Annotated in this window: 20 protein-coding genes; 8 read left to right on the top strand and 12 right to left on the bottom strand. The window is 69.2% G+C overall.

From position 1 onward, the window contains the following. Positions 1-37: 37 nt before the first annotated feature. From purH to GV790_RS05630, 7 genes are all read right to left on the bottom strand, one after another. Entirely contained in the window at positions 38-1,600 is a 1,563-nt protein-coding gene (gene purH / locus GV790_RS05660; RefSeq protein ID WP_163811257.1) for a bifunctional phosphoribosylaminoimidazolecarboxamide formyltransferase/IMP cyclohydrolase, read from the bottom strand. Then, positions 1,597-2,292: a phosphoribosylglycinamide formyltransferase gene (gene purN, locus GV790_RS05655; protein WP_375139370.1), complete on the bottom strand. Its 696-nt coding sequence runs from the start codon at positions 2,290-2,292 to the stop codon at positions 1,597-1,599. The genes purH and purN overlap by 4 nt, the downstream gene beginning before the upstream one ends. 11 nt (positions 2,293-2,303) lie before the next feature. Continuing rightward, on the bottom strand, positions 2,304-3,797 hold the full coding sequence (locus GV790_RS05650) for a cell division protein PerM (RefSeq protein ID WP_163811255.1): 1,494 nt from the start codon (positions 3,795-3,797) through the stop codon (positions 2,304-2,306). Positions 3,798-3,887: 90 nt separating this feature from the next. Continuing rightward, positions 3,888-4,886 carry a DUF5336 domain-containing protein gene (locus tag GV790_RS05645; protein WP_163811253.1) on the bottom strand — a complete coding sequence of 333 codons (999 nt, stop codon included), beginning with the start codon at positions 4,884-4,886 and terminating at the stop codon, positions 3,888-3,890. 269 nt (positions 4,887-5,155) lie between these two features. Beyond that, the gene (gene sucD / locus GV790_RS05640; RefSeq protein WP_036540074.1) at positions 5,156-6,070 is read right to left on the bottom strand and encodes a succinate--CoA ligase subunit alpha; all 915 of its coding nucleotides are present in this window, start codon (positions 6,068-6,070) and stop codon (positions 5,156-5,158) included. Between the two features lie 24 nt (positions 6,071-6,094). Further along, complete coding sequence (gene sucC, locus GV790_RS05635; protein WP_163811251.1) at positions 6,095-7,261, bottom strand: ADP-forming succinate--CoA ligase subunit beta; 1,167 nt, start codon at positions 7,259-7,261, stop codon at positions 6,095-6,097. A 393-nt stretch (positions 7,262-7,654) separates the two neighbouring features. Continuing rightward, a complete protein-coding gene (locus tag GV790_RS05630; RefSeq protein WP_163811250.1) occupies positions 7,655-7,834 on the bottom strand; it encodes a hypothetical protein in 180 nt (59 codons plus the stop codon). Here GV790_RS05630 and GV790_RS05625 point away from each other — a divergent pair. Together GV790_RS05625 and GV790_RS05620 are read left to right on the top strand one after the other, a co-directional pair. Next, positions 7,826-8,986, top strand: coding sequence for a M23 family metallopeptidase (locus GV790_RS05625; RefSeq protein ID WP_163811248.1), 1,161 nt, complete (start codon positions 7,826-7,828; stop codon positions 8,984-8,986). The two genes, GV790_RS05630 and GV790_RS05625, sit on opposite strands and share 9 nt — an antisense overlap. Before the next feature lie 117 nt (positions 8,987-9,103). Further along, the gene (locus tag GV790_RS05620; protein WP_163811246.1) at positions 9,104-10,492 is read left to right on the top strand and encodes a DUF1731 domain-containing protein; all 1,389 of its coding nucleotides are present in this window, start codon (positions 9,104-9,106) and stop codon (positions 10,490-10,492) included. 15 nt (positions 10,493-10,507) lie between these two features. On the opposite strand, the gene GV790_RS05615 is transcribed toward GV790_RS05620, so the two are convergent. Next, positions 10,508-13,225: a UvrD-helicase domain-containing protein gene (locus tag GV790_RS05615; RefSeq protein ID WP_175585807.1), complete on the bottom strand. Its 2,718-nt coding sequence runs from the start codon at positions 13,223-13,225 to the stop codon at positions 10,508-10,510. A gap of 397 nt (positions 13,226-13,622) precedes the next feature. Here GV790_RS05615 and GV790_RS05610 point away from each other — a divergent pair, with 397 nt between their 5' ends. Further along, positions 13,623-13,916: a chorismate mutase gene (locus tag GV790_RS05610; RefSeq protein ID WP_081505625.1), complete on the top strand. Its 294-nt coding sequence runs from the start codon at positions 13,623-13,625 to the stop codon at positions 13,914-13,916. A gap of 144 nt (positions 13,917-14,060) precedes the next feature. On the opposite strand, the gene GV790_RS05605 is transcribed toward GV790_RS05610, so the two are convergent. Then, entirely contained in the window at positions 14,061-15,515 is a 1,455-nt protein-coding gene (locus GV790_RS05605; protein ID WP_163811244.1) for an NAD-dependent succinate-semialdehyde dehydrogenase, read from the bottom strand. Between the two features lie 81 nt (positions 15,516-15,596). Between GV790_RS05605 and pgi the strand changes: the two genes are divergently transcribed. Then, on the top strand, positions 15,597-17,249 hold the full coding sequence (pgi, locus tag GV790_RS05600; protein ID WP_163811242.1) for a glucose-6-phosphate isomerase: 1,653 nt from the start codon (positions 15,597-15,599) through the stop codon (positions 17,247-17,249). A gap of 135 nt (positions 17,250-17,384) precedes the next feature. Here the strand turns inward: pgi and GV790_RS05595 are convergent, their stop codons facing one another. The 3 genes from GV790_RS05595 to GV790_RS05585 form a co-directional block, all read right to left on the bottom strand. After that, positions 17,385-18,587 (bottom strand): Cmx/CmrA family chloramphenicol efflux MFS transporter, encoded by a 1,203-nt coding sequence (locus GV790_RS05595; RefSeq protein WP_178127593.1) that lies wholly within the window; start codon positions 18,585-18,587, stop codon positions 17,385-17,387. A 364-nt stretch (positions 18,588-18,951) separates the two neighbouring features. Next, positions 18,952-20,319 carry a hypothetical protein gene (locus GV790_RS05590; RefSeq protein ID WP_163811239.1) on the bottom strand — a complete coding sequence of 456 codons (1,368 nt, stop codon included), beginning with the start codon at positions 20,317-20,319 and terminating at the stop codon, positions 18,952-18,954. 4 nt (positions 20,320-20,323) lie between these two features. After that, a complete protein-coding gene (locus tag GV790_RS05585) occupies positions 20,324-21,085 on the bottom strand; it encodes a crotonase/enoyl-CoA hydratase family protein (protein WP_163811236.1) in 762 nt (253 codons plus the stop codon). A 64-nt stretch (positions 21,086-21,149) separates the two neighbouring features. Between GV790_RS05585 and GV790_RS05580 the strand changes: the two genes are divergently transcribed. From GV790_RS05580 to GV790_RS05565, 4 genes are all read left to right on the top strand, one after another. Continuing rightward, the gene (locus GV790_RS05580) at positions 21,150-21,932 is read left to right on the top strand and encodes a TetR/AcrR family transcriptional regulator (protein WP_163811234.1); all 783 of its coding nucleotides are present in this window, start codon (positions 21,150-21,152) and stop codon (positions 21,930-21,932) included. Further along, positions 21,919-23,541 (top strand): acyl-CoA dehydrogenase family protein, encoded by a 1,623-nt coding sequence (locus GV790_RS05575; RefSeq protein WP_163811232.1) that lies wholly within the window; start codon positions 21,919-21,921, stop codon positions 23,539-23,541. Before GV790_RS05580 ends, GV790_RS05575 begins: the two co-directional genes overlap by 14 nt. A gap of 84 nt (positions 23,542-23,625) precedes the next feature. Further along, positions 23,626-24,297, top strand: a complete 672-nt coding sequence (locus GV790_RS05570; RefSeq protein WP_163811230.1) for a nucleoside/nucleotide kinase family protein — start codon at positions 23,626-23,628, stop codon at positions 24,295-24,297. A 161-nt stretch (positions 24,298-24,458) separates the two neighbouring features. Further along, positions 24,459-25,004, top strand: coding sequence for a potassium channel family protein (locus GV790_RS05565; RefSeq protein ID WP_163811228.1), 546 nt, complete (start codon positions 24,459-24,461; stop codon positions 25,002-25,004). Positions 25,005-25,075 lie beyond the last annotated feature (71 nt).

Genomic DNA, 25,075 nt, shown 5'->3' with positions numbered 1-25,075 from the left:
GGCCTGAGCCCTGACGCGGCGTCGTATGCTCGCACGCTCAGTGCGCGAAGTGCCGCGAGCCCGTCAGATACACGGTGACCCCCGCCGCGCGCGCGACGTCGATGGTCTCCTGATCCCGCACCGAACCGCCCGGATGCACAATGGCCCGCACACCGGCCTGGATGAGCGCTTCCGGCCCGTCGGGGAACGGGAAGAAGGCATCCGACGCGGCCACCGAACCCTTGACGCGATCACCGGCGCGCTGCACGGCCAGCCCGACCGCGTCGACCCGGTTCACCTGGCCCATGCCGACGCCGACGGAGGCACCGTCGTGCGCGAGCAGGATGGCGTTCGACTTCACCGCGCGGCAGGCACGCCAGGCGAAGGCGAGATCGGCGAGGGTCGCGGCGTCGGCCGGTTCGCCGGCCACCAGCGTCCAGTTGGCGGGATCGTCGCCTTCGGCGTCGAGGATGTCGCGCTGTTGCAGCAGTGCGCCGCCGCTGATCGGCCGCAGCTCGACACCGGCCCGGCGAGGCGGCTCGGCCACCAGGATGCGCACGTTCTTCTTGCGCTGCAGCACCTCCACCGCGCCGTCGGCGTAGGACGGCGCGACGATCACCTCGGTGAAGATCTCGGCGACCTGCTGGGCCATCTCCACGGTGACCTCGCGGTTGGCCGCGATCACGCCGCCGTAGGCGCTCACCGGATCGCAGGCGTGCGCCTTGCGATGCGCCTCGGCGATATCGGCGCCCAACGCGATGCCACAGGGGTTGGCATGCTTGATGATCGCCACCGCGGGATCGGTGTGGTCATAGGCGGCACGCCACGCGGCGTCGGCGTCGACGTAGTTGTTGTACGACATCTCCTTGCCGTGCAACTGCCGCGCCTGCGCCAGGCCGGGGGCCCCGTCGTTGGCGGTGTAGAGCGCGGCTTCCTGATGCGGGTTCTCGCCGTAGCGCAACACCGCGGCACGATCCCAGCTGCCACCGATCCAGTCCGGGAAGCGTTCGGTGCCGGGTGCGAGCACACTGGTCATCCAGCTGGCCACCGCGACATCGTAGTTCGCGGTGTGCTGGAAGGCCTTGGCCGCCAGCGCCGTCCGCTCCGCGAGGGTGAAACCGCCCGCGCGCACGGCGTCGAGCACCTTCCCGTAATCGCCGCTGTCGACGACCACACCCACCGACGGATGGTTCTTGGCCGCGGCACGCACCATCGACGGACCGCCGATATCGATCTGCTCCACACATTCGTCGGGCGACGCGCCACTGGCCACGGTCTCGGTGAACGGGTAGAGGTTCACCACCACCAGCTGGAAGGCCTCCACGCCCAGCTCGACCAGCTGATCGACGTGCTCGCTCTTGCGGGTGTCGGCGAGGATGCCCGCGTGCACCCGCGGATGCAGCGTCTTGACCCGGCCGTCCAGGGTTTCCGGGAATCCGGTGAGGTCTTCGACCTTGGTCACCGGGATTCCGGCGTCGGCGATGCGGGCGGCGGTCGACCCGGTCGAGACCAGTTCGACCCCGGCCTCGTGCAGGCCGGTCGCGAGCTCCACGAGCCCGGTCTTGTCGTAGACGCTCACCAGCGCCCGGCTGATCGGCTTGCGGTCGCTGGATTCACTCACCGGGAAACTCGCTCATCTGGAATAACTGCCTTTCGTCCGTCGGAGACAATGCCTCGGGTGGCGACGGCGGCGACAACCTCCGCCAGCAACCGTCGCTCGACAACCTTGATGCGCTCGTGCAGGGTGGCCTCGTCGTCATCGGGCAGCACCTCGACCGCTTCCTGCGCCAGGATCGGGCCGGTGTCGATGCCCTCGTCCACCAGGTGCACCGTCGACCCGGTGACCCGGACGCCGTAGGCGAGCGCGTCGCGGACGCCGTGGGCGCCGGGGAAGGCCGGAAGCAGCGCGGGATGGGTGTTGATGATGCGTCCGCCGAACCGCTTCAGGAACATCGGGCCGAGGATCTTCATGAAACCGGCGGAGACCACCAGATCGGGTTCATGGGCCGCGACCGCGTCGGTCAGCGCGGTATCCCACGCGCTGCGATCGGGGAAGTCGGCGAGCGCGATGCGGAAATGCGGGATGCCGGCGGCGGCGGCGTGCTCGGTGGCGGCGCAGGTCCGATCGACACCGACGGCGACGATCCGGGCGGGATAGCCCGGCGTCGCGGTGGCCTCGATGAGCGCGCGCAGCAGCGATCCGGTGCCCGAGGCGAGTACGACGACGGTGGCCGGGGCCTTTTCGGATGGGGCCGGGGAGGTCAGCGCTCTACTCCTGGAAGTCGGGTCGGGCGGTGGCCGGATCGTTGCCACCGCCGTAGAGCCTAACGATCCTCGGTTCGGCCACTTTCCGGCAGGTCCGCCTCTACCACCTCGGCGTCGACGATCTCGGCGGGCGGCTCGCCCGGACGTTCGGTGTGGTGGTCGAGCGCGGGCTGCTCGTCGACGACTTCGGCGTCCAGTTCCAGCGTCAGTTCCGGGCCGTCGTCGTAGTCGCCGAATTCGTAGTCGTCGTACTCGTCGTATTCGTCGTAGGCATCGTCGGGGTAGTCGTCTTCGTCGTACTCGTCGGGATAGTCCTCGTCGTGATCGTCGATGCCGAATCCGGGGATCGGGCTACCGACCGGAGTGATGAACAGGCGTGCGAAGACCAGCCCCGCGTACCCGGTGACGGCAAGGAAGACGAAGGTGACCACGGCAAAGATCGGCAGGTCGGGGCCGATGCGGCCGAAGGTGCCCAGTTCACCGCCTGCCACCGCGCCGAGCAGCACCAACACCACCGTCGCCAGCGCCGCGCCCGCGAGCGTGGACCACGGGGCGACGATGCGGTCGGGCGAGGTGCGGGCGGTGTCGAGACCACCGATCACACCGATGACCGCGGGGATCAGCAGCAGCACCGGCCACCAGCCCGCCGCGGGACCGGTCGGCAGCGCGGCCAGCACCGGCATCGCCGGCACGGGGCCACCGACCACCGAGAACACACCCACCGAGGCTTCACCGAATTCGACGCCGGCACCGACCAGCACGGCCACCGCGCCGATCACCACGTTGGGCAGATACAGCAGCGAGAGCACCGTCAGCCCGATGACGCCGCCGGCATTGCCCGCGCCGGAAAAGCTGTCACCGATCCGGGACCAGTGCGCCAGCAGCGAGACGACGGTGACCACGGCGGCGGCGCCGAGCATCCGCAGCACGGTGTGCGCGGCGACGTAACCGGCGGCCACCACCCAGTACGGCAGCCGATCGGCCGAAGCGGGCCAGAGCCCGGCGGCGATACCGCATCCGGCGGCCACCAGGTGCAGCCCGCCCACCCAGGCGAAGGCGGACAGCGGATTCGGCGGCTGCATGGGCAGTACCCCGGCGGCGTCCTCGGTGACGGCCAGGCAGACCGCGGTGACCAGCAGGGGCCCACCCGCGGCGGCGGCGATCAACCAGGCCAGATCGGCGCGAGAGGGATCGGCTTCGACGGCGTGCGCGCATTCCCGCGCGCATGCCCACATCATCAGTGCGGTGGGCAGCAGCGGTAGTACACCGAGCGTGGTGGCGCCGATGACGACAGGAACCTGGTGCACCGCGAGCCAACTACCCGCGATGGCACCGGAAATACCGGAAAGGCCGCTGCCGGAGGCCAGCAGGGTGGCGAACATCGCGACGACGATGGCCGCGAGCCCGAATGCGGCGGGGCGGGCGGCGACGAGCGACAACACCCGCGCCCGTTCGGGGGTGAGTGACAGAAAGCCGGGCTCATCGACCGGCGGCTCCGGCTCGGATCGGACCGGTGCGGTCCGTCGGACAAGCGAATTCCGCGGGGAGCTCATGAAGATTCAGGTTGGCAGCTCTCCCGGCGCGAGCGGGGCAGGCGCGCCGGGCGCCGGGAGAGCACCGATGACAACCGTGTGGCTGCCGGATTACTTGTTGTCGTCCGAGGGACGGAACGCCCGCGTCGGATCAGCGGCCGGATCGGCGTTCTGCTCGCCTCCGAACGGCTGGCCCTGCTGGCCCTGCTGCGGCGGCTGCTGCTGACCGTACTGCTGCTGGCCGTACTGCTGCTGCTGACCGAACTGCTGGGTGGCGCCTTCCGACGGCGACTGCTGCTGGCCACCGGCATACGGCGACTGCTGCTGTCCCGCACCGTAACCGGGCTGCTGACCGTAGGACGGCTGCTGCTGACCGTACTGCTGCTGACCGGGCTGCTGGCCGTAGGAGGGCTGCTGACCGGGCTGGCTGTAGGACGGCTGCGACGGGTACTGCCCGCCACCGAAACCGCCCTGGCCCGGCTGGCTCTGACCGAACTGCTGCTGGCCGTAGCCACCCTGCTGCTGGCCGTACTGCTGCTGACCGTAACCCGGCTGCTGGCCGTAGCCTGCCTGCGCCTGCTGCGCGGCCGGGCGCGGTTCGGGCAGTTTGATGATGCCCGCCTCGAACAGCAGGACCGCGACGGCGATGGCCGCCTGGACGAACACGAAGAACAGCAGAACCCAGACACCGAACTCGGCCTTGGTGCTCTCGGGGAAGCTGAACGACTGGAACAGCACGCCGAAGAACGCGGTGACCGACACCGCCGCGGCGGCGCCGATCCAGTTCTGCTTGGGCAGCAGCGACAGACCCGCGAGCGCCCCGCCGAGCAGCGCCAGCGCGAGCAGGGCGGTGGAGCCGGAGACGAAGGCGTTCAGCGAATCCGCGTCGCTACCGAGGCCTTCGATATCCGGGCCCATGAAGGGCAGGAAGCCGAGGAGGAAGGTGATCACACCCAGCGCAGCCACGCCGATCGTCAGGAAGAACGGCAGCCCCTTGGCGGCGGCACCGGATTCGGTGCCTGCGCCGGCCGGCGACTGGCCGGGGTTGGGGGAAGCGGAGGGCGTCGGCGCGGGCGCGTTGTACCCGGAGCCCCCGGTCGGGTATGACATGTCGTCGTCTCCTAGGTCGAGTCATACATGTGTGTTCACGACTGATTCCCTCCTGACGCTACTGCACTGTGGCGCGGAGGTCATCACCGAGCGATTCCCCTGTGGAGAGAATCGGCGCCTGTGGATAACGACGAAGGCCGCCGCCGGCGAACCGGAAGCGGCCTTCGAAGACCCATCGGATGGAATCGGGAATCAGGCTGAATTCGACTTGCCCGATTCGGCGGCCCTACGTGGTGACGCTGCGCTACCGCCTCCGGGCCTTGACCGAATCAGGCGGTGACGCTTGCCTTCTCCAGGATCTCCCGCGCCAGCGCGGCGGTCTCGGACGGCGTCTTGCCGACCTTCACGCCCGCGGCCTCGAGTGCGTCCTTCTTCGCCTGGGCGGTGCCCGAGGAACCCGAGACGATGGCGCCCGCGTGGCCCATGGTCTTGCCCTCGGGGGCGGTGAAGCCCGCGACGTAGCCGACGACCGGCTTGGTGACGTTGGCCTTGATGTAGGCCGCGGCCCGCTCCTCGGCGTCGCCGCCGATCTCGCCGATCATCACGATCAGCTCGGTCTCCGGGTCCTTCTCGAACGCCTCGATGGCGTCGATATGGGTGGTGCCGATGACCGGGTCGCCGCCGATGCCGATGGAGGTCGAGAAGCCGAAATCACGCAGCTCGTACATCATCTGGTAGGTCAGCGTGCCGGACTTGGACACCAGACCGATCGGGCCCTTGCCGGTGATGTTGGCCGGGGTGATGCCGACCAGCGCCTCGCCGGGAGTGATGATGCCGGGGCAGTTCGGGCCGATGATCCGGGTCTTGTTGCCCTTCTCCACGTTGTAGGCCCACGCGTAGGCGGTGTCCTGCACCGGGATGCCCTCGGTGATGACCACCAGCAGCGGGATCTCCGCGTCGATGGCCTCGATGATGGCGTCCTTGGCGAACTTCGGCGGCACGAACGCGATCGAGACGTCGGCGCCGGTCTCCTTCATGGCCTCGGCCACGCCACCGAAGACCGGCAGCTCGACGGCGTTGCCGTCCTTGTCGGTGTGCGAGACGGTGGTGCCCGCCTTGCGCGCGTTGACGCCACCGACGATCTGGGTGCCAGCCTTCAGCATCAGGGCGGTGTGCTTGGTGCCCTCGCCGCCGGTGATGCCCTGGACGATGACCTTGGAATCCTTGTTGAGGAAGATAGACATGTTGTTGTCCTTACTCGGCCGTCGTTATTTGGCGGCAGCCAGTTCGGCGGCCTTGTCGGCGCCTTCGTCCATTGTCTGCGCCAGCGTCACCAGCGGGTGCGCGGCGTCGGCGAGGATCTTGCGACCCTCCTCCACGCGGTTGCCGTCCAGCCGAACGACCAGCGGCTTGTTCGCCTCGTCGCCGAGGATCTCCAGCGCCTTGACGATGCCGTTGGCCACCGCGTCACACGCGGTGATGCCGCCGAAGACGTTCACGAACACGCTCTTGACCTGCGCGTCGTTCAGGATGACGTCCAGCCCTGCGGCCATCACCTCGGCCGAGGCGCCGCCACCGATATCGAGGAAGTTGGCCGGCTTGACCCCGTTGTGCTTCTCGCCCGCGTAAGCGACCACGTCGAGGGTCGACATGACCAGACCGGCGCCGTTGCCGATGATGCCGACCTCGCCGTCGAGCTTGACGTAGTTGAGGTCGTTCTCCTTGGCCTTGAGCTCGAGCGGGTCGGTCGCGTCGATGTCGGCGAACTCCGCGTGGCCCGGCTGCCGGAAGGAGGCGTTCTCGTCCAGGGTGACCTTGCCGTCGAGGGCGAGGATCTCGTCCTGCGGGGTGCGCACCAGCGGGTTGACCTCGACCAGGGTGGCGTCCTCGGCGACGAAGACCTCCCACAGCTTCTGGATGGTCACGGCCGCGGCGTCGAGCACCTCGGCGGGCAGGTGGCCCTGCTCGGCGATGGAGCGCGCGAACGCCAGGTCGACGCCCTTGACGGCGTCGACGGGCACCTTGGCCAGGCGCTCGGGGGTCTTCTCCGCGACCTCTTCGATCTCCATGCCGCCCTCGACCGAGCACATGGCCAGGTAGGTGCGGTTGGAACGATCCAGCAGGAAGGAGATGTAGTACTCCTCCGCGATGTCCTTGGCTTCGGCGACAAGGATCTTCTTGGTGATGTGGCCCTTGATGTCCAGGCCGAGAATGTTCGACGCGTGCGTGAAGGCGTCTTCCGGGGTGGCCGCGTACTTCACGCCGCCTGCCTTGCCACGGCCGCCGACCTTCACCTGGGACTTGATCATCACCGGCTTGCCGATTTCCTGCGCGATGGCGCGGGCATCCTCGGCCGTGTCCGTCACGCGGCCCTCCGACGAAGGCACTCCGTGCTTAACGAAGAGCTCCTTCGCCTGATATTCGAAGAGATCCATGTATTCACCGTCTCGTCTGCGTTGCTATGACAACGTCTTTGTTGGCGGCCCGACGTCGGAAGCGGGTCGGGTCGGACTCTAACCAGTCACATGGAAGGCCAATCGGCCACGTACATCCTAAGTGGCGCAGGTCACGGCCGAACCCCCGGGACGGGCAAAACCGCTGGCCAACGCTACTCGCGAGTAGCTTGTTGACGAGTCACCCGACGCCTGCTCGCGGGGCATCCCGGCCGCGGATCACGGACCCGTCACGACCAGGCAACCTCACTCAGGTGCCCAGAAACGCGTGAGTTGAATCGAGCTGATATCGTGATCCATCTCACAAGTGTGGCCGGAATGTGCACACCGCTTGCGCAGCGCGCAATCGTTTCGTTACCGTCGATGCGGTCGATATCACAACCCGGTCACGACTCCGTTGTTCCAGGTGATGAGGAGGACGGCAAGCTTGACGCACCACAGCACTCCGTCGGTGGAGAGCCGTTCCATGATCGACCCGTCGATGCCGCCCCCGTCCGGGCCGGGCATGCGCGCGAGATCCTTCCGCATGGCGATGCGGGCTCGCCGATGAACCACCACACGACCCTCGACCCCAGTCGCAACCGGTCGGGTCACCGATACCGCCACGAAGACGGCGCAGCGGCCGCACCCGCGCACAGCGGGCACCACGGCTACGGCTTCCACACCGCCCCCGGCGCGCACAACGCCCAGCATGCCGGCGAGGCCGGGAACTCGTGGTCCGCCGACAACGCCTGGAACGACAACGCCTCCTGGACCGAGGGCGACGCCTGGTCCGAAAGCGACAACGGCTGGACCCCGGAGTGGTCCGAACAGAGCTGGACCGAAGGCGAGACCTGGTCCGACGGCGGTGCGTGGAGCGGCGGCGGCGAGACCTGGCGCGAGGCCGACGAGCCCGCCGAGGAACCCGACGAGCCGGCCGCGCCGAAGGTCATCCCCGCACGCGAGAGTCGCTCGCGCAGCGGCGGCGCACACCGACTACCCGCGCCACCCACGGCCCTCAAGGGCCGGGCAGCGGTCGCCGCTGTCGCCGCGGGCGCGTTCGTCGCCGCGGGCCAGTGCGCCTTCGCCGGCCCCGAAGAACAGACCACCATGGCGGCCGATTACGAGGCCGACCAGATCTACGAGATCGCCTCGCACTCGCCGATGAACGCGGACGATCAGACCGCCGCCGCGGCCACCTCGCCCGATTCACCGCAGGTGCTCACCGTCGGCGCGCCGGTCGATCTGAGCCAGTTCACCGACATCCTGGAAAAGGGCCAGAAGTACGCCGAAGATCTGGCCGCCCAGGAAGCCGCCAAACTGCGGCCGCTGTTCGCCCGGTTCGCCGCGGGCAACTTCACCTCCGGCTTCGGCGCCCGCTGGGGCGTACAGCATCTCGGCATCGACGTGGCGGGCCCGATCGGCACGCCCATCTACGCCGTCGCCGACGGCACCGTCATCGAGGCGGGCCCCGCCGCCGGATTCGGCATGTGGGTGCGGCTGCTGCACGACGACGGCACCGTCACCATCTACGGCCACATCGATACCGCCACCGTGTCGCAGGGTCAGCGGGTGCTCGCGGGCGACCAGATCGCCACCATGGGCAACCGCGGATTCTCCACCGGTCCACACGTGCATTTCGAGGTCTGGCTCAACGGCACCGACAAGGTCGATCCGCTGCCCTGGCTGGCCACCCGCGGCATCAGCCTCGGCCAGATGCGCGACTGATCAACGCGTTTCACACCGCGCGAGGACCGCTCGGTGCATCGTGAGCGACGCTGTGGCACACCCACGGTGAGCAAGAGCACGCTTCCGCAGCACGGGCGCGCCACATAGCGTCAGGCCATGGCTCGTACAACGACGTACACCCAAGTCCTCGCACTGCCCGCCGCCGACATCTGGCGCGTACTCGGCGACCCACAGCGGTTGCCCGAATGGAATCCGGCAGTCACCTCCGTCGTCATGCACGGCCCCGTCGCCGCCGGAACCACCGGCGACATCGTCCCGCGTGGACGTCTGCTCGGCCCCGTGCATCAGCGCAGCGCCGACCCGTTCGTGCTCACCACGGTCGAACCCGAACGCGAACTGACCCTCGAGCAGGACACCCCGATGGGCCGGATGTTTCTCACCTGGACCCTCACCTCCGTGGCCGGCGGAACCGAACTGGCCCAACGGCTCACCTTCACCGGCCCGTCGGCAGGCGCGGTTCGCGCGATCATCGGCACGCTGGTGGAGACCGACGCCCGAGTCTGCTTCGCCCGGCTGGCGACACTCGCCGGAATCTCCCCCGCCGCCGACGCGCTCACCGCCGTCATCGCAGGCGGATCCGGAGCGCTCGGCCGTCACATCGCCGCCGACCTGGTCTGCCGGGGCAAGCACGTTGTCATCCTCACCCGCCGACGCGACCCGGAACTGCCCTTCCCGCAACGGGAATGGGACGGCAGAACGGTCGGCGACTGGGCCGACTCCCTGGTGAATCCCGGCCCGACCGCCGTCGTCAATCTGGCGGGCAAGCTGGTCGACTGCCGGCCGACCGCCCACAACATCGACGAACTCCGGCGCAGCCGAGTCGAACCGACCCGCGCACTGGTCGCCGCCGCGGGCGCACTCGACGCCCCGATCGACTACTGGATTCAAGCCAGCACCACCGCCATTTGGTCCGATGCGGGCGAAACCCGGTGCACCGAAACCACACCGCTGCCGACCGGTGCCGCGGCCCTGCCACAGATGACGGGCGTGGCCGCCGCGTGGGAAGACGCGTTCGACGGCGCGAAAGCCCGCCACAACACCGTCCTGCGCACCTCCATCGTGCTGGATCCGCAGGCACCGGCGCTGAAACGCCTGTGTCAGCTCACACGGGCCGGCCTCGGCGGCCGGATCGGCGATGGCAAGCAATGGTTCAGCTGGATCCACATCGAGGATTGGCTCGCGATCGTCCGCGCCGCGCTCGGGCTCGACCCCGAGCTACGGCTGCCGGACGGCATCCTGGTGGCGGCCACCGATTTCCCGGTGCGCAATCGAGACCTGATGACGACCCTGCGCAGGCACCTGCACCGGCCGCCCGCGCCGCCGACACCGAAACCGCTACTGGCCCTCGGCGCCGTGGTGCTGCGCTCCGATCCGGCGCTCGGGCTCACCGGCCGCCACGCCACGTCAGCGGTGCTGCGCGACACGGGTTTCCGGTTCCGCTACCCGACCCTCGACGACGCACTGACCGACCTGCTGCCGAACTGATCGGTCAGCAGGCGTTCAGAGTTTGACCAGCGTCCGGCTGAACTGCGGGATCAGCCGGATCTTGCCCGCGGTACCGAAATCGATGGTCACCGTGGCCAGCGGACCGACTCCGTCGGCGGCCACGACCCGGCCGAGCCCGTACTTGTCGTCGCTGACCCTGTCGCCCACGGCGAGCACCAGGTCGACATTGTTGCGCTTCACGCCGGCGCTGCGCGGGGCGGGCCGGCGATCGCGCACGCCGGGGCGTGGTTCCGACCAGCCTTCGGTCCAGTCGCGTTCGCCGGCGTCATCCCCGCGACGACGCCCGCCGCGCATACCGGAGTTCTTGGGCTCCAGCCGTTTCCAATCGATAAGATGGCCCGGGATCTCCTGGAGGAAGCGCGATTCCGGATTGGACACCGGTTGCCCCCAGCCCGAACGCACCACCGCGCGACTCAGATACAGCCTGCGCCTTGCCCTGGTGATGCCGACGTAGGCGAGACGGCGTTCCTCGGCCAGTTCGGCCGGATCGCCGAGAGCCCGCATATGCGGGAACTGACCGTCCTCCCAGCCGGTGACGAAGACGACCGGGAATTCCAGGCCCTTGGCGGTGTGCAGGGTCATCATGGTGACCACTCCCGCGCCCTCGTCCGGGATCTGATCGGTATCGGCGACCAGCGATACCCGCTCCAGGAAGGCCGCCAGCGAGCCGGGTTCGGGTTCGCCGTCGGCCGCCTCCGGCAGCAGCCCCTCGGCACGGGCCGCCTCGGCATTGTTGTGCGCCTCGGAGCTGAATTCCCGTGCGACGCTGACCAACTCGTTGAGGTTGTCGAGCCGGGCACCGTCCTGCGGATCATCGGAGGCTTCCAGTTCGGCACGGTAGCCGGTGCGGTCGAGTACCGCCTCGACCACGTTGCCGACATCGGGGAAATCGGCGTCCGGGCGCTGCCCTGCGGCCCTGATCTCCTCTAGCAGGTCGAGGAAACCCGAGATGGCGCGCTGGGCGCGCGTGTTCAGCAGCGCGACCTTGCCCTCGGCGGCATCGCGCAGAGCGGCGGCGAAACCGATATCACGCTGTTCGGCGTGGACCGCCACGCACGCTTCGGCGCGATCGCCGATCCCGCGTCGCGGAGTGTTGAGGATGCGGCGCAAGCTCACCGCGTCGTCGGGGTTTTCCAGCACCCGCAGGTAGGCGACGACATCGCGGACTTCCTTGCGCTCGTAGAACCGCACGCCGCCGACCACCTTGTAGGGCAGGCCCATGCGGATGAAGATCTCTTCCAGCGCACGCGAATTGTTGTTGGTGCGATAGAACACCGCCACATCGCCATAGGTGGCCTCGCCCGCGTCGACCAGCCGGTCGATCTCGCGGGCCACGAACGAGGCTTCGTCGTGTTCGTTGTCGGCGACGTAGCCGGTGATCAGATCGCCCTCACCGGAATCGGTCCACAGCCGCTTCTCCCGCCTGCCCTCGTTACGGGCGATGACCGCGTTCGCGGCGGACAGGATGTGCTGGGTGGAGCGGTAATTCTGTTCCAGCAGGATGGTTTCGGCGTCGGGGAAGTCGCGTTCGAACTCCTCGATATTGCGAATGGTCGCGCCGCGGAAGGCATAGATGGACTGGTCGGCGTCGCCGACGACACACAGCTCACTCGGCGGGACCCGGTGCTGATCGTCGTCGGTCCACTCCTCCTCGGTTCCGGCAGCAGCGGCCGCGCCCGCGGCGGCGTCAGCGTCACCGGCCGCGTCGGCGGGTGGGCGGCTCGCGTGATGGCCGACCAGCTCACGGACCAGGATGTACTGGGCGTGGTTGGTGTCCTGGTACTCGTCGACCAGCACGTGCCGGAAGCGCCGGCGGTAGTACTCGGCGACCTGCGGATGGTTCTGCAGCAGCGCGACCGTCTCGCCGATCAGATCGTCGAAATCCAGCGCGTTGGCCGCGCGCAGCCTGCGCTGATACTCGGTGTAGACCCGGGCGACCAGGCCGGGCAGTTCGGCGTCGTCGGATTCGGCGTCGGCGGTGGCCTTGGCCGGATCGATGAGCTCGTTCTTCAGGTTCGAGATGGCGGTGGCCAGCAGGCGGGCGGAGTACTTCTTGGTGTCGATGTCCAGATCGCGGCTGATCATGGTGAGCAGGCGACGGGAATCGTCGGCGTCGTAGATGGAGAAGTTCGAGTTCAGCCCGGGCAGCAGCGCCGACTGCATGCGCAGGATCCGCACGCAGCTGGAGTGGAAGGTCGAGACCCACATGTTGTTCGCGCGGGGGCCGACCAGCCCGATCACCCGTTCCCGCATCTCCGCGGCGGCCTTGTTGGTGAAGGTGATGGCCAGGATCTGGCCCGGGGTGGCGCCCCTGGCGGCCAGCAGGTACGCGATGCGCCGGGTGAGCACCGCCGTCTTACCGGAGCCCGCGCCCGCGACGATCAGCAGTGGCGCGCCGGTGTGCACCACCGCGGCGCGCTGCTGCGGATTGAGGCCTTCGAGCAGCCGCTCGGTCTCCTCGGCCCGCCGCTGCTCCTCCTCGGCGCGGCGCTGACCCGCTTCGCTGCGCCGCTGCTGCTGCTCGGCCGTGAGGCGCAATTGCTGGGCCCGTAGGCCGCCCTGAGCCGCCGCGGGAGCAACCGCCGCATTCTCCGGCGGCTGCGGTGCTCGAGCAGCCTCGGAGGCGGGCTGGGCCTGCGATGAGGTGCCGGATCGCGGTTCGGGTTCGGGCCGGTGACCGCCATGCGTCTCGGGAGCCAAGGTGCTGTCCATCGTCTGTCCACGCTACCGGCGCACACCGACAGAGTTGAACTCCTGGGCCCGCCCGGCGACCTCGGAGTGAGCATCGTGTCAACGACCGGTGAACCGGCCCAGGTCGTCGCGGCCGGAAAGCTGTGAACGCGTTCTCAGCAGATTCACAAACGTAACCGTTTTGCATACCTTTCGACCCGTGGCAGACTGGCCACATGGTCAGGGCTCCCGCGAGACGTCCGCAACGGATGTCCCCCGCATATGGGTATCGCGGACTTTGCACCTGAGCGCCCCCACTGGGGAGACAATGCTGGGGGGACAATGCAAGGCCCACCAGGTCTGTTTCACGGTGAAAGAACCGATCGGTAACGAGCTGCCCGCGTCGACCGATCCACGTTCTGACACGAGGAGATGAATGATGAGCACCCCTGCCACGACGACCGGGTCCGAATCGGCTCTGCCTCATACCGAGGCCGAGATCGAGAAACTCCGCAAGGAGATCGACCGGCTCGATGCCGAGATCCTCGCCGCGATCAAACGCAGGACCGAGATCTCGCGGATCATCGGCCGAACCCGAATGGCGTCCGGCGGGCCCCGCCTTGTGCACAGCCGTGAGATGAAGGTGCTGGAGCGCTTCAGCGAACTGGGCCAGGAAGGCCACACCCTCGCGATGCTGTTGCTGCGGCTCGGCCGCGGTCGCCTCGGCCACTGAGCCCTCGCCCCGAGCACCGGCGCGCACGCGCCGGGTAGGCGGGCGTCCCACACTTCGCGACGGTCGCGAGATCGTCGCCTCCCCCATGGCCGCCCCGGGTGTTCACACCCCGGGGCGGTCGTCTCGTCTCTGCCGTCGTTCGCGCTAGGTGAGCGCGATGTATTTGGTGGACAGATACTCCTCGATGCCCTCGGTGCCGCCCTCGCGCCCGAAGCCGGACGCCTTCACGCCGCCGAAGGGCGCCGCGGGATCCGAGATCACGCCCCGGTTGATCCCGACCATGCCGCTCTCCAGGCCCTCGGCCACCCGCAACGCCCGGTCCATATCTCGCGTGTACACGTAGCTGACCAGGCCGAACTCGGTGTCGTTTGCCGCGGCAAGACCTTCGTCCTCGGTATCGAAGGTGACGATCGGCGCGACCGGGCCGAACACCTCTTCGCGCAGGATCCTGGCCTCGGCGGGGATATCGGTCAGGACGGTGGCCGGATAGAACCAGCCGGGCCCGTCCGGTTCCTTACCGCCGAGCCGCACGGTCGCGCCGGCCCGCACCGCGTCGTCGACGAGTTCGCGCACGGTATCGCGCTGGTCCTGGTTGATCAACGGGCCGAGGGTGGTGTCCGGATCGGTGCCGCGGCCGAGCACCACCGACTCGGTCATCGCCTCGATCAGCTTGGCGGTGAACTCCGCGGCCACGCCGCGCTGAACGTGGAAGCGGTTGGCCGCGGTGCACGCCTCGCCGCCATTGCGCAGCTTTGCCAGCATCGCGCCCTGTACGGCGGCGTCGACGTCGGCGTCGTCGAACACCACGAACGGTGCGTTGCCACCCAGTTCCATCGAGGTGCGCAGCAGGCCGTGCGCGGACTGCTCGACCAGCTTGCGGCCGACCTCGGTGGAGCCGGTGAAGGTGAGCTTGCGCAGCCGCGGATCCTGGAGCAGCGGGCCGGTGACGGCACCGGACCGCTTGGTGGTGATCACCGAGAGCACACCGTCGGGCAGGCCGGCCTCGCTGCACAGTTTGGCCAGCAGCAGCATCGTCAGCGGCGTCTCCGACGCCGGTTTGACGATCATGGTGCAGCCCGCGGCGAGCGCGGGCCCGATCTTGCGGGTGCCCATGGCCAGCGGGAAATTCCACGGCGTGATCGCCAGGCACGGCCCGACGGGCTGCTTGTGCACCATGATCCGGCCGGTGCCCGACGGTGCGTGCAGGTAGCGGCCGTGCACCCGCACCGCTTCCTCGCTGAACCAGCGGAAGAATTCGGCGCCGTAGCGCACCTCGTTGCGGCTTTCGGGCAGCGCCTTACCCATTTCCAGGGACATCAGCAGCGCGAACTCCTCGGCCCGCGCGGTGAGTTGTTCGAAGACGGTGCGCAGGATCTCGCCGCGTTCACGGGCGGGGGTGGCCGCCCATTCGGCCTGCGCCGCGACAGCGGCGTCGAGCGCGCGCATCGCGTCCTCGGGGGTGGCGTCGGCGACGTGGGTCAGCACCTGCCCGTCGGCCGGGTTGTAGACCGGGAAGGTCGCGCCGCCGGTGGCGTCGGCTCCTGTGCCGATCCACAGCTGGGTGGGTACGGATTCGAGTACTTCGCGTTCGGAGGCCATGAGCCAAGGTTAGGCCCGCGCCGTCGGCGTTCGGTGCCGTTCGCGTGCACGCGAACGGGGCGGCTACTACGCTCGGCGGACGTGAGCAGCGACATCACCGCATCGGCGGCCTGGCAGAAACTGCACGACCACCACAGCGCTGTTTCCGGCCGGACGCTACGTGAATTCTTCGCCGAGGATCCCGCCCGCGGACGTGAGCTGACGGTGACCGCGGGCGATCTGCACATCGACTACAGCAAGCACCGGATCACCCGGGAAACCCTGCAACTGCTGGTCGAATTGGCGCGCGAGGCGGGCGTGGAAGAGCGCCGCGACCGGATGTACCGCGGCGAGCACATCAATACCTCCGAGGACCGCGCCGTCGGCCATATCGCGCTGCGTCTGCCCGCGGGCCGATCGCTGATCCTCGATGGCGCCGACGCGGGCGCCGAGGTACACGAGGTGCTCACCCGGATGGGCGCGTTCGCCGATCAGGTGCGGTCCGGGCAGTGGCGCGGGGCCACCGGCGAGCGCATCGCGACCGTGGTGAACATCGGCATCGGTGGCTCGGATCTCGGACCGGTCATGGTGCATCAAGCGCTGCGCCATTACGCCGTGGGCGAGACGCCCGAGACGACCATCGGCGCCCGTTTCGTCTCCAACGTCGACCCCACCGACCTGGTCTCGACGCTGGACGGCCTCGATCCGGCCAGCACGCTGTTCGTCGTCGCGTCGAAGACGTTCTCCACGCTGGAGACGCTCACCAATGCCACCGCGGCTCGACGCTGGCTGGTCGACGCGCTGGGCGAGGACGCGGTGGCCAAGCATTTCGTCGCGGTGTCCACCAATGCCGAGCGGGTGGCCGAGTTCGGGATCGACACCGCCAACATGTTCGGTTTCTGGGACTGGGTCGGTGGACGCTATTCGGTGGATTCGGCGATCGGGCTGTCGGTGATGATCACCATCGGCAAGCAGCGCTTCGCCGAGTTCCTCGACGGCATGCACAGCATCGACCAGCATTTCGCCTCCGCGCCGCTGGAGCACAACGCGCCGGTGCTGCTCGGCCTGCTCGGGGTCTGGTACGCGAACTTCTTCGGCGCGGAATCGCGTGCGGTGCTGCCGTATTCGAATGATCTCGCGCGCTTTCCCGCCTATCTGCAGCAGCTGACGATGGAATCCAATGGCAAGTCGGTGCGCGCCGATGGCACCCCGGTCACCACCTCGACCGGCGAGATCTTCTGGGGTGAACCGGGCACCAACGGTCAGCACGCCTTCTATCAGCTGCTGCACCAGGGCACCCGGCTCATCCCCGCCGACTTCATCGGATTCGCCCGCCCCACCGACGATCTGCCGACCCGCGACGGCACCGGCAGCATGCACGACATCCTGATGAGCAATCTGTTCGCCCAGACCAAGGTCCTGGCCTTCGGCAAGACCGCCGAAGAGGTCGCCGCCGACGGCACCGATCCGAAGCTGGTGCCGCACAAGGTGATGCCCGGCAACCGGCCGAGCACCACCATCCTCGCGCCGCAGCTCACGCCGTCGGTGCTGGGTCAGCTGATCGCGCTCTACGAGCACCAGGTGTTCGTCGAAGGCACCATCTGGGGCATCGACAGCTTCGACCAGTGGGGTGTGGAGCTCGGCAAACAGCAGGCCCTGGCACTGGCTCCGCTGCTCACCTCGTCCGAACCACCACAGTCGCAGGGAGATTCGTCCACCGACGAGCTGATCCGCTGGTATCGAGACCATCGCTGACGGGGTCCCGGCACGGGCGTTGTCCCGATGAGCCGGCTGCGTCGCATCGGAACGTAGACCCGGGCGACAGCCGGTGCCGCTGGGGACACCGTTCGGTCCAGGACCCGGGCGAGCTCGGACGCCGGTACACCACGCTCAATTTGTCGGCGTGCGCTCGGGCGCGGGTTCCTCCGCAGGAGACACGGGTGGTGTCATCAGCCCGCGCCCGGCCGCGGTGATGGCCGTTGCCGCGGCGGCCAGCGCAGCACTCACCCACAATGCCGCCGAGACCGAACCATGGATACCGATGGCGACGCCGGCGACCGCGGGCCCAGCGGCGGCCCCAGCATTGAATGCGGTGGTGGCGAAAGCCCCGCTGAGCCTGGGTGCGGTCGGCGCCGCGGCGCTGACGATACGACCGATCAGAATGGATCCGACCGCGAATGACACGGCGCCGCCGACTACCACCATCAGCAACAGGACGGGCAGCAGCGCCGCGGCCAGTGCCGTGACGGCCCAGACGAGCGGAAGAACGACGACGCCCGCCGCGACCACGAGCGCGGCCTGCCGGTCGGTGCATCGGGCCGCACCACTCACCCCGGCGAACGATCCGACGCCGAACAAGGCCAGCACCACCGGCACCCAGGCCTCGCCGGCGCCGCCGACCTCCGTGGCGACGACGGCGAGGTAGGTGAAGCCTGCGAAGATCGCCGCGTTCACCAGGGCACCCACCACCATGACGACCCACACTCGTGGCCTCCCCGCGACCCACAGCTCACTGCGCAATGACAGGTGCTCGGCGGGCGGGTGGGCGCGATGATCCCGAGCGGGCACCAGCAGCCACGTCGCGGCGAGCGCGGGCACACCGACCAGCACCACCGCCCAGAAGGCCGACTGCCAGCCGAGCACGTGTCCGAGCGCCGCGCCCGCCGGAACGCCCGCGATACAAGCCACGGTGACGCCGGACAGGATGATCGAGGTCGCCCTGCCGACCCGCTCCGCACCCACCAGCGCAGGCAGAGCGGCCAGTGCGACAGCCAGGAATCCGGCATTGGCGACCGCCGCCACCACTCGCGTCGCTAGCAGCAGACCGAACGTCGAGGTGAGGGCGCCGACGATGTGAGCGGCGACGAACAAGGCCAGGAACCCGGTGAGCGAATGCCGCACGGGCCAGCGGCTCGCGGTTACCGCCATCACCGGCGCACCGATGATCATCCCGACCGCGAACATCGAGGTCAGCAGGCCGGCCGAGCCGATCGGCACGCCGAGATCGGCGGCCATGGGTTCCAGCAGGCCCGACAGCATGAATTCCGAAGTGCCCTGGGCGAATACTGCTGCGGCCAGGACGAATACCACCATTGGCACGATAGGACTCCGAGAGGTGTGATGAGACGAATCCGCCGTCGGCCGGGGATGGCTCGACGACGAGAGCGGAATGCGCGCACGATGCGCGGTACCTCGAGCCCGGCCAGATCTGGGCCGCGAATGCGGCACGACGCGGCATCGTGGGCGCATGCGCCGGCGGTGACGATCGAATCGTCACCGCGTATCGCTACACCACAACGCCACCTGGCAGATCGGCCAGATGGCTATCGTCTGGAGGCCTCCGGGGACATCACGGCGGAGACGCTAGCAAGGTGCGTCGAGGTTGTGCGACTGGTTTTCCGTCGAATCGAGCGCGCGGACACCGGGCGCCGTCACGGCGGCAGCTGCCGCGTATTCGCTACCACCCGCGCGGCGAGAGACCGACGCTGCGCACCGTCTCCTCGGCAAGCCGGTGCAGCGCCGCCGAATTCGGAACGAGTTCGGGGGCGAGACTCACCAACGCCAGCGTGTAGGTATCTCGGTCGCGGGACAGGTAGCCCGACAGACGGGTGCGTGGGCGTCGGGCGAAGGTGAGGCCGGGGTGGATGGCGCGGGCGGCGATGGCGGTGCACTCGTGCGGGCCGAAGCTGTGCAGGCTCGGGGGGAGGGTGCCGATATTGGAGCAGAGGATGTCGCGTTCGCCTGCGCCACGAGACATGGTGTAGGCCAGGCGGTCCGGGACCAGCTGCAAAGTTTCCTCGGGTAGACCGGCCGGGCTGGTCATCCGGTGCTCGTAGGCCGTGCGGGCCTTCGCGCGAATCACGCCGGGTGAGTCGGCCCGGGTGACGGTGATCGCGGTCATGGCGAGATCGTTGTCCACCCGGGGTTCGTCCCTGGTGTCGACGGGCAGCGCGGCGTCGATCGTCGATGCGGGAAAACCACCGGCCCACAGCGTGTTCGCGACACACCAGATGAACAAGCTGTTGGCGGTGCCCCCGGAGGTGGCGGCGATGCGGTCCCATTGCTCGGCATCGAGGCACAGGATGGCGCCGATGGCCGGCAGCGGGGTGGCGCATGGGTCGTCTGCGGTGTTCGCGGTGCCGATCGACTGCCGCATCCCCTCGGCGCGCGCGTGATCGCGGCCGGTGATGGCAGGTGGTCGAGCAGCGCCGGACCCCGGAGCGCGACCGGCCGCGCTCGTGTGAGCGGCCGGGGAGGTCCACCGCCTCAGCACGGATCCCAGTACCGCGGTGGTGCCGCCGAGCACCGTCGCGAGCTGCGCCCATGCGTCGGCCCAGTCGGAGTGCGGTTCGGTGGCCGGCTCGCAGGTCTGCCCGGTCAGGGCCGCGTCGACGGCGATGATCAGGCCTCGGGCGTCGGCCAGGACGTGGGAGCAGGTCAAGGCGATGACGGTGCCGCCGTCGTGCACGGGGGCCGAGGACAGCCGCCAGCCCGGCGCGTACTCGGGGTCCAGGTCGCCGCCGAGGGTGTCGGCCCAGCCGAGCACCTCGCTGGTTGCGACCTCATCGTGCAGGTCCAGTGGATGCGCCCGGACGGTCGCGTGCCAGGACCGGCGCGCTCCCGGCACTCGCGCACGGACGACCCGCCGGCCGAGCGGGCCACGGCGCAGGCGCGCGTGCAGGTCCCGCAGCAACCGGGGCTCGACTCGGTCGCCGGTGCGCCACAACCCTTGCAGGGCGATGGGTGTGCCGAGGCCACGGTGGGTGCGCAGGAAGATCTCGTCGACAACGGTGAGTCGGGTCGGATCGCTCCCGCGCCCGGTCATCGCGTCATCCGAATTCGCCGTGGCGGCCGGCACCAGCGGCGAACCGGGCCGCACCGTCGAGGGCGCCGTCCATCAGCGCGCGCATACCGTGCCGGAATTCGTTGCGCAGGGCGGCGTCTTCGTCGAGCCCGTCCTGCTCCAGCAGTGACATCCGGTCCGAGCGCAGACACGTCTGCGGTAGCGCCGCGAGTTGTGCCGCGATCTCCTCGGCTGCCCTGCGGGCATCGCCGGTGGGCACGACACGGCTGACCAGGCCCATCTCCAAGGCTTCCGGTGCGCTGACCGGGCGGCCGGTGAGCACCATGTCCATGGCGCGGCCGGTGCCGACGATCCGCGGCAGCCGGACGGTGCCGCCGTCGATCAGCGGAACGCCCCAGCGGCGGCAGAACACGCCGAAGGTGCTGTCCTGCTCGGCGATCCGCAGATCGCACCACAGCGCGAGCTCGAGCCCGCCCGCCACGGCATAGCCGGAGACCGCGGCGATCACCGGTTTGGACAAGCGCATCCGGGTGGGCCCCATGGGGCCGTCGCCGTCCTCGGTGACCTGGTTGGAGTTCTCCCCGCCCATCGCCTTGAGGTCCGCGCCGGCGCAGAACGTGCCGCCATCGCCCCACAGCACCGCGACCGCGGCGTCGGGATCGGCATCGAAGGCCCGGAAGGCCTCCGCCAGCGCCCGCGCGGTCGGCCCATCGACGGCATTACGTGCCTGCGGCCGGTGCAGGATCACCGTGGTGACCGGGCCGGCGTGTTCGACTCTGACGCTCATCTGACCGACCATACGGCCTGATACCCCCTTGTGTGAAGAAGTGAATTCGTGCTTCACTTCTTGCGTGGTGTACCGCAGAACCCCCGCCGTACAGGCCCGGCTCGACGCGCAGGCCGCACTGATCGTGCAGGCCGCGACCAGGGTGCTGTCCCGTGATGGTTTCGCCGGGCTGTCCATGGCCGCCGTCGCCGCCGAGGCCGGCGTGGCCACCGGAACGGTGTACAAACACTTCGAGGGCAAGGCCGATCTCGTCACGGGGGTGTTCCGCAAGGTGGTCACCCGTGAGGTGGAGGCCGTCGCGGCGGCCGGTTCCGGCGGCGATGCCGCGCAGCGGGTCAGCGCGGCGGTCGAGACGTTCGCCGTGCGCGCGCTCAAGAATCCGAAACTCGCCTACGTCCTGCTCGCCGAACCCGTCGACGCGGCGGTCGACGCCGAACGCCTGCGCTTCCGGCGCGCCTTCGCCGAGACCTTCGAATCCGCAGTGGCCGACGGCGTGGCCCGCGGCGAGCTGCCGCCCCAGGACGCCCGCATCAGCTCCGCCGCCATGGTCGGCGCCATCGGTGAGGTACTGGTCGGGCCGCTGGCCCACGCACCGCATACCGAATCGGTCGTGCCGGAGTTGGTGTCCTTCGCCCTGCGCGCGCTCGGTGTGCGCCGCGGTCCGCACCCGGATATCAGCTGGCCGTCCGCAGCCGTCTCCACCACGGCACCCACCGCCGAGCTGCCCGTCTTCGGCACCGCGCCCGGCGCGCACCCGTCCGTCCCCGATCCCGCCCGCACCGATGGCACGGCGACCATGCCGATGCCCGTGGTCAACCTCCCAGGAGCGCACGATGCAGACGCATGACGTTGTCAACCAGGTCCCGCCGATCGTCCCGTTCGACTTCTCCCGCAATCCGGCGCTGATCGAAGGCCTGCACCGGGAGGGCGCTGGGTGGGCCGAGGCCGAGGTGCGCGAGCTGGGTGTGCTCGCGGGTGGAGCGCGCGCCCAGGAGTGGGGCAGGCTGGCCAACGAGAACCCGCCGGTGCTGCACACCCACGACCGCTACGGCCACCGCATCGACGAGGTCGAGTTCCACCCGTACTGGCACGAGCTGATGAACGTCGCGGTCTCGCACGGCCTGCACGGCGCCCCGTGGCTCGACGAACGTCCCGGCGCGCACACCGCGCGCGCGGCGAAGTTCTTCACCTGGGGCTCGGCCGAGGCCGGCCACATGTGCCCGATCTCGATGACGTACGCCGTGGTCCCCGCGCTGCGCAACAATCCGGAGCTGTCCGCGCGGTACGAACCGCTACTCGGTTCGCGCACGTACGATTTCGGCCTGCGCGAGCCGTCGACCAAGGCCGGTCTGATCGCGGGCATGTCGATGACGGAGAAGCAGGGCGGCTCCGACGTCCGCGCGAACACCACTACCGCCACCCCGCAGCCGGACGGCTCGTACCGGATCGTCGGGCACAAGTGGTTCACCTCCGCCCCCATGTCGGACATGTTCCTCACCTTGGCGCAGGCCCCGGGCGGACTCTCGTGTTTCCTGCTGCCGCGCGTGCTGCCCGACGGCACCCGCAATCCGATCCGCATCCAGCGGCTCAAGGACAAGCTGGGCAACAAGTCCAACGCCTCCTCCGAAATCGAATACGAGAACGCCTCCGGCTGGCTGGTCGGCCCGGAGGGCGCGGGCGTCAAGACCATCATCGAGATGGTGAACATGACCAGGCTCGACTGCGTGATCGGTTCGGCCACCGGGATGCGGGTGGGCGCGGTCTCCGCGGTACATCACGCGCGTCATCGGGAAGCCTTCGGCGCCAAGCTGATCGACCAGCCCGCGATGGCGAACGTGCTGGCCGATCTGGTGATCGAATCCGATGCGGCCACCACGGTCATGATGCGGCTGGCCGGCGCCACCGACCGCGCGGGCAGTGATCCGGCCGAAGCGGCGCTGCGCCGGATCGCGCTGGCCGTCACCAAGTACTGGGTGTGCAAGCGCGCGCCGTCGCATGCCGCGGAGGCGCTGGAATGCTTCGGCGGCAACGGATATGCCGAGGAATCCGGGATGCCACGGTTGTACCGGGAGGCGCCGCTGATGTCGATCTGGGAAGGTTCGGGCAATGTCGCCGCGCTCGATGCTCTGCGCGCGATGGGGCGCCAGCCGGAGACGGTCGAGGCCTACTTCAACGAGGTGAACCTGGCCCGTGGCGGAAACCCGCGCCTGGACGACGCCATCGACCGCGTCGGCAAGGAACTGTCCGACCTCAGCGATATCGAGTACCGGGCCCGCCGCGTGGTCGAGCTGATGGCGTTGGTCCTGCAGGGCGCGCAATTGGTGCGGCACGGCCACTCCGCGGTCGCCGACGCCTTCTGCGCCACCCGGCTCGGCGACGACTGGGGCATCGCGTTCGGCACCCTGCCCACCGGAGTCGATACCGCCGCCATCATCGAGCGGGCGTTCGTCGCCTGACACGCCTGCGCTCACCGCGGTGCAACGGCCGCCGCCGGCTCGACGGAGCCGGTGACGGCCGATCGCGCGAGTACTGTCACGGCGGTGACGGACGAGCTCGAGACGACGGTCGATGCGCTGGCCGAGCGGGTGCTGGATCGGGCCGGAGGCTGCCGGGGCCGGTACCTGCTCGGCATCGCAGGCCCGCCCGGGGCCGGTAAGTCGACGCTGGCCGCGGCGCTGCGGGCAGCCGTCGACGCCGCGGCCGGGTCGAATGTCGCCGAACTCGCGCCGATGGACGGCTACCACCTGCGCAATGCACAACTGCGGGCCATCGGGCGGCTGGCAGGCAAGGGCGAACCCGATACCTTCGACGTCACCGGGTTCGTCGACGGCCTGAACCGGTTGCGGCATACCCCGATCGGCGCACCGGTACCGTGGCCGACGTTCGACCGCGCCACCGACGAGCCGACACCCGCTGGCATCGTCGTCACCCACCAGCGCATCGTCATCGCCGAGGGCAACTATCTGCTGCTCGACGACGGCCCCTGGTCGAAGGTGCGGCCGCTGCTGGACGAATGCTGGTATCTGACCGCCGACCGGAACACCCGCGTCGAACGGCTGCTGCACCGCCACCTGCGCGGCGGCCGCGACGACACCGCCGCGCGGGCCAAAGTGCACGACAGCGATATGGCCAATGCCGACCTGGTGGCAGGCACCGCGCACCGAGCCGACCTTGTACTGCACGAACGCGACTCGCACTACTTCATCGGCTGAGTGAGCTCGGCCGACCGGCGCGGCGACATCCGTCACCGGCTGCCGGCCGCCGGAACAGCATCACGGCACAGCACTGAGGACCGCGCACGCAACCGGTCGCAATTCGCCAACGCTTGGCGTGTATCACCACCGGGCGCACCCCCTCGGCCGATCATTGACCGATGACGGCGACCGCACGGCCCTCCAAGAGCGCACACGCCTTACGCAATGTCGCCACGGTGGTGTGCGCGCTGCTGCTGTTCTACTTCGTCCCCGTCGGCTACGACTTCGCCGACGACTGGCCCGGCCGGATCCTCACCCTGCTCGCCTTCGCCGCCGGCGTGATCGGATTGTGCTGGCTCGGGTACCGGCGCATCACCCAGTACGTCGCCGCCATGGAAGACACCACCCGGCGCATCGACGGCCTGCTGCTGCTGGTGTCGGTGGTCGTGGTGTTCTTCGCGATCTTCTACTTCGTGCTGGAGCAACGCGATCCGGAACAGTTCGACGGCCTCGACACCCGTACCGATGCGCTGTACTACACCGTGTCCACGCTGGCCACCGTCGGCTACGGCGACGTGCACGCCGTCGGCCAGGTGGCCCGCATAGCCAGCACCGTGCAGATGCTGTTCGACCTGGTCGTCATCGGAACCGTGGTGGCGGTACTGACGACGAGCATCACCCACCGGCTGGAGGCACGGCAGCCCGCGGACCGCGACACGAATTAACCTGGTGCCATGCCGGATTCCGCCGAATACGAACAGATCGCGGCGGTGAGCGCGCACGGTGTCGCGCCCGC

Source organism: Nocardia cyriacigeorgica, assembly GCF_010858045.1.
Classification (GTDB): domain Bacteria; phylum Actinomycetota; class Actinomycetes; order Mycobacteriales; family Mycobacteriaceae; genus Nocardia; species Nocardia cyriacigeorgica_E.
Note: the sequence above shows the minus strand (reverse complement) of the source record. Positions and strands in the feature narration are given on the sequence as shown.